Source organism: Bacillus cereus, assembly GCF_015071065.1.
In the GTDB taxonomy this organism is placed as follows: Bacteria; Bacillota; Bacilli; order Bacillales; family Bacillaceae_G; genus Bacillus_A; species Bacillus_A cereus_BA.
In genome coordinates this window covers 1-3,469 of sequence record NZ_VOVA01000059.1, presented here as the reverse complement: position 1 = coordinate 3,469, position 3,469 = coordinate 1, and the positions used below count along the sequence as shown (strand labels likewise).

Genomic DNA, 3,469 nt, shown 5'->3' with positions numbered 1-3,469 from the left:
ATTTTCGGATATTCAATTGTGTGTATGCGATATGCAATTATGCATATTAAAGCCCATTTTTGTCGAATTTGATGTTAAATCGATCCGTTTTTTATAAAAAAAACAAAAAATTGTAATATAATAACTTTATTTCTATAATAAGTGATTACTAGCCGCACAAAAAAGGAACGCACGTTCCGTTTTTATGGTATAATTATCTAGCTCATAATAATATTGGAGGTTGTAGCCGTGGAATTTGACCAGCTGCTTGAACAAATTTTGATATTAGAGAAAATTACAGATGATAAAAGCGTTTTAACTACTATAGCCGAATTAAAAAAAGCGATTGATAGTCCTTAACTATCAATCGCTCGAGTAATCCTTATTTAGAAGATTTTATATTAGTATCAATAATAGCATTCATCATATCTAAAAGCATTTTTTGACGTTCTTCGCTTAACGTCTCAATTTTCGTCTTCATTTTATTAAGTTCAATTTGAACCTCTGAAGAAGCCTCTTTATCTAATTCTCTATGTTCAGATAAGCCGAGAATGTAATCTGAAGTAACCTCAAGAACACGAGAAAGAGCAGACACCGTATCACGTGAAGCATTAATTTTATTGTTTTCAATTTGTGATAGTGCGGCTTTACTAATCCCTACTTGATCTGCAAGCACTTGTTGCGTTAGCTTCCTCTCTTTTCTCAGCATCTTAACTCTGTTACCATTCACAAACATTCTTCCTTTCGTGTGAAAAAATAATCATTTCTCTACTTAATATATTAAACAATTGTTAAGTAGTAGTCAACAAAATACACTTGAAAATAATTTAAATTTTCCGAAAATAACAGTATGTTTACTACCACTTAACTTTATGGTACAATCACCTTGTGAGTGAGGTGAAGTGATGAAATTCAACTATAATGAGCTAAAAAGGTTAAGAGTTGGAGGGGAAATGTCACAAGATCAACTCGGTAACCTTGCGGGCTGTACTCGTTCCGCTATATCCATGATGGAGAGAGGGAAATGTGAACCTTCACGTAAAACCTTAATTTCTTTTTCTGAAATCTTCAAAGTGTCAATTGATCATTTTTTCTTAATAAGTACAGATTAACTTTTCTGTATTATTTTCCAAAGTGAAAGTTAAGTGTTAATTAACAAATTAGAGGTGATGTTATGAATCAGATACAATCCTTAGAAAAACTGGTAAGTAAATTAGTCTTTTTAAAAGCGGATGATGTTGTAACTGATAGCCCTACTGTAGCTGACGTGTTTGGGAAAGAACATTCAAAGGTAATTCGTTCAATTGAAGATATTCAATGTAGTAATGAATTTACTCAAGCCAAAATTGGCTTGAGTGATTATGAAGATCGCAGTGGGAAGCGAAACAAGAGATATCCCATTAAACGGGATGGGTTAATGTTCTTGATAATGGGTTATACAGGTTTAAAAGCTGCAAGAATGAAAGAATCCTATATATATGAATTCAATTGCATGGAGAATTTTATTAAGCAAAAAAATGCAATGTCTCCAATGCAAATGATTAATGTGATGAGCAATGAAATGATAAACAAGAACAAATGCTAAAGTCACTTGAGTATAAAGTGGAGGAAAAAATGACCGTAGATTACGGACAACAGCTCTCTATTAAAAATGCAGTAGGTAAAAGGGTTTATCAGCTTTGGGATGACGGTATTATTAATTGTGATGTGCATGATAATAGGAAAAAAGTATTTGCTGCAATTTGGCGAGATTTCAAAGGGGCATTTGCATTCTATATTTATTGCAATATTCTGCAAAAAGAGATTTCGAGGAAGTTATTTCTTACATAAATGCTTGGAGACCGAGATTAGTTTAAGGTCAAGGGGGATTAAAGAGTGAATTTAGTACCAGCTGAAACGCAAGTAAACGCAATGAAATTAATTTTAAAGATGAATGAATCAATGAATAAAATCACAGAAGCACTACAATCAGGTGATTTGGATAGTTGTAACGTTTGGAATGAAAAGCACCTTGAAGAAAATAAACAGCTAGAAAACCTAATTAGGAGAACTAGAAAGGATGTAAACACATGATTGATTTAAATTCATTTGCTGATGGCGCATTAGCAGCTGCAGAGAAGTTAGGAAAAGAGCTTAGAGAATGCATCCAAAATCAAGACATTTTATATAAACAGATGGAACGGGCAAATAAAGAGTGTAACAAATATCAAAAGAGTTATCAGCTATGTATTACAAGAAAATGAAGCATGATCGGGAGCAGGAAAGAGAAAACGTTCTTGATGTAGCAAAACGTTTAGAAGATGTTGGTGGAAGTAAAGAAGTTGTGGAACACATTAGAAAAAATGCATAAAAAAAGCCCGCTGCAACGGGACCTTTAAAAAATATTAACTTTTGTAATTATATCATATGGTGAAACCCTATGAAAACAGTATATCGCTCAAAAAAATTTAGTTTCTTAATACCGGCACATGGGCGGCCGAAACATTACATGTGCGCAGGTGATAAAACAGAACTAACAAAACGAGTAATCGTAAAAGAAAAAGAAGGTTATGAGTGTAAATATCCGATTCGCAGGGTTTTTAATAGTGACAAACTTGATGAATTCGGAAAACCCGATGAAGTCGATTGTTTCTATGAAACTGAACTTAAAAAAATAGATAAATAGGGGGCACATCACCAAAATTACAAAATTGTACGTTTAGACACAGTTTGGACACAATTCAGCTAATCCCTTGTACGATTAGACATAATTTCATGTTTTGTACAGAAAATCCTATGTTATTGAACAGAGATATAAAACATGATTATATCAACGTTTTCACCATAAATTTGTTCATAAACTCATTGTAAAATCAATGTTCACATTAACCTGTAGCTTTTATGTTTCTGAACATATGTTGAGATAGGTTAAAGCCCATTATAACAAGGGTATGAACTCTTAGCGTACAATTTTTCACTTTCGGTGGCGTGATCTCTAATAGGAGGATTAATAATGGAACAACTTTTGCTAAAAGACTTGGCACAGGAAATAGATATGTTGAAGGTTCAAATACGAGACTTAGAGATAGAACATAAGTTTTTGATGAAAAATATGGCTATGAGCGCTCCAAAATTCAATAGTGTAGTGGATTATACAAAAGAACGCGTACAAGGTGGAAAAATACCGTTAGATTTAGTAGAAATTCATACTAGGCATAATAAGATTGTTAGTAAAATTAATGTATTAACTGAGATGGTACAGGAGAAACAACAGGTAATGAATCAAGTTAAAGACGTAATGGCGAGTATGAAAGACTTAGAAAAACGTATTATGTATTATCGAGATGTAAAGGGAATGAATTTGAAACAAATTGCTGTATTACTAAATTATAGCCATAGTCATATTAGAAGGGTGAGTAGTAAAATGAAAGGTTCTGGTGCAAAGATAAAATGAAAACCAATAAAATGCATATGTTCCTAACAGAATTGTATTTTATACCACAAGTTCAAA

General features: G+C 32.6%; 8 protein-coding genes. 7 read left to right on the top strand and 1 reads right to left on the bottom strand.

Annotated elements, in window-relative coordinates; translation table 11 throughout:
* Window positions 1–361 precede the first annotated feature (361 nt).
* Entirely contained in the window at window positions 362–709 is a 348-nt protein-coding gene (locus FT637_RS29385) for a helix-turn-helix domain-containing protein (RefSeq protein ID WP_413773253.1), read from the bottom strand.
* Window positions 710–884: 175 nt separating this feature from the next.
* Here FT637_RS29385 and FT637_RS29380 point away from each other — a divergent pair, with 175 nt between their 5' ends.
* From FT637_RS29380 to FT637_RS29355, 7 genes are all read left to right on the top strand, one after another.
* Window positions 885–1,091, top strand: a complete 207-nt coding sequence (locus FT637_RS29380) for a helix-turn-helix transcriptional regulator (RefSeq protein WP_193649233.1) — start codon at window positions 885–887, stop codon at window positions 1,089–1,091.
* A 62-nt stretch (window positions 1,092–1,153) separates the two neighbouring features.
* On the top strand, window positions 1,154–1,564 hold the full coding sequence (locus tag FT637_RS30260) for a Rha family transcriptional regulator (protein WP_227494015.1): 411 nt from the start codon (window positions 1,154–1,156) through the stop codon (window positions 1,562–1,564).
* A gap of 29 nt (window positions 1,565–1,593) precedes the next feature.
* The gene (locus FT637_RS30255) at window positions 1,594–1,809 is read left to right on the top strand and encodes an ORF6C domain-containing protein (protein WP_264675753.1); all 216 of its coding nucleotides are present in this window, start codon (window positions 1,594–1,596) and stop codon (window positions 1,807–1,809) included.
* A gap of 45 nt (window positions 1,810–1,854) precedes the next feature.
* Window positions 1,855–2,052 (top strand): hypothetical protein, encoded by a 198-nt coding sequence (locus FT637_RS29370; RefSeq protein ID WP_193649232.1) that lies wholly within the window; start codon window positions 1,855–1,857, stop codon window positions 2,050–2,052.
* Entirely contained in the window at window positions 2,049–2,222 is a 174-nt protein-coding gene (locus tag FT637_RS30535; protein ID WP_319805982.1) for a hypothetical protein, read from the top strand. Before FT637_RS29370 ends, FT637_RS30535 begins: the two co-directional genes overlap by 4 nt.
* A 176-nt stretch (window positions 2,223–2,398) precedes the next feature.
* Window positions 2,399–2,644, top strand: coding sequence for a hypothetical protein (locus FT637_RS29360; RefSeq protein ID WP_193649231.1), 246 nt, complete (start codon window positions 2,399–2,401; stop codon window positions 2,642–2,644).
* A gap of 327 nt (window positions 2,645–2,971) precedes the next feature.
* A complete protein-coding gene (locus tag FT637_RS29355; RefSeq protein WP_193649230.1) occupies window positions 2,972–3,412 on the top strand; it encodes a sigma factor-like helix-turn-helix DNA-binding protein in 441 nt (146 codons plus the stop codon).
* Window positions 3,413–3,469: the final 57 nt, after the last annotated feature.